At 33.2% G+C, this 1,701-nt stretch carries 1 protein-coding gene; it reads right to left on the reverse strand.

The window, feature by feature from the left end:
• Positions 1 to 650: 650 nt before the first annotated feature.
• Entirely contained in the window at positions 651 to 1,622 is a 972-nt protein-coding gene (locus tag AC1DRF_RS26390; RefSeq protein WP_477742120.1) for an HD domain-containing protein, read from the reverse strand.
• Positions 1,623 to 1,701: the final 79 nt, after the last annotated feature.

The raw sequence follows: 1,701 nt of genomic DNA on the forward strand, positions 1-1,701 counted from the left end.
GTATCAGATGCCACAGCTGCATTTGCAATAAAAGGAGCAGATAATACATATTATTCAGCTGAACAAATACATAATGTGTCATTAGCWACTTTAGACRATGAGTTTGCTACAGTTTTAACAACTGAAGAATTAATCGAAAAGTTAGAGCTAAACGAAAAAATACAGTCTTAAGAGTTTTGTTCTAACAGTATACGATATGCATTGCTAGTTTACATAAAGTCTCTTTCCGGTACATACGACAAAAAAGAACCCTTCTGCCCAAAGGGTTCTCCTAAGCTTTTCTTTTGTGTCATATGCAGCTTTTTATACATCCTTGATTTATCAGCCTTTGTAGTAGGAGGAAGGACTGAAACAATGTATAAAAAGCTCACCTTTTATACATATGCAATATCCCCGTAGAGATAGCTTTTTTTAGAAAAAAATGTTAATATATAATTCCATAATGATGATGTTCAAAAGGCAACCTCTACTGACGACCGGAGGTTGCTTTTTATTTTGCTTACCTTTTGACTGGACAAATTATCACCTAATAATATATTTTAGATATGTACATGTATATTTCACTTTTATCAACTATTAAAAACAGCTATGATCAACCACACATGTAAGAAAAGCACCTTATTTGACTAAATAAGGTGCTTTTCTCTTTACTAAGCATTAAGAACTCTAACGAATGTTCCTTTTAAGGATTTTTCTAGAGCATACTCATTCAATTCTCTTACTTTGGTGGAGAGCTCTGTTGTTTTCTTTATTCGGCCGTGCTCTACCAACACAAAGGGATCGATAATCCGAACCTTTTTCTTTTGGTGTATGTCGTAATCTCCCTCATCATTTATCACCTTTTTGCTTATCTCTTTCATTTTTTGTAGCACTTCATGGTCTTTACTGTCAATTAACTTCCTCCAAACTGTTTCATCATCCGATAATAAGTCATCAAAATGAATAATCTGCTTGGCCATTGCTATCTTTAATATATCCGTTAGTATGGCATACCCATATACATTTGATGGATGAAGAAAGAAGTCAATTACCTCTGTATAATAAGCTTTAACAAACCATTCTGCTGCCTCAATTGTTTTTAAACAAATTTTACTGTCAACCACTTTTAATTCATCTACAAATTTACAAGCATCGTCTAAAGAAATCATATTATAGGTAGATAAATCACGAAGCGTATAATCGATGCGGTCTGCACACAGCGAAGGAAGAGGTTGTTCTAATAAGGACCATTTCTCAATAGGCAATATAGACAAAATATTAAATCCATGCTTTTGTAAAACAGAAGGGATTTCTGATGATTGAATTATTTTTTCAAATATTTGATCGTGAAAATCCTGTTCTGGATTATCTAAAACAAAATCTATTACATGAGAAAAAGCTGTATGAGAAACGTCATGTAATAAGCCAGCTATTTGTTCTTCTATAGAACCACCTAATTTTCTAATCAATAGCATGACACCTACAGAATGTTCAAATCGTGTTATATTCCACTTTGGATTCACTAAATAACTTGCGCCACCTTGGTGAATCTTTTTCAACCTCTGAAGGGGCTCAGTATGTATTAATTCTGCTAGGACTGGTTCTAAGTGAAAAGATCCATAAATGAAATCATGAWTTTTCATAAAACGACTTCACTTTCCCTTCTTTTATCAAATCTATATCATTTAGTAGAATAACGCTCTGCAAGCTTCTCATTATGTG

The organism is Priestia sp. P5_B4, assembly GCF_056400385.1.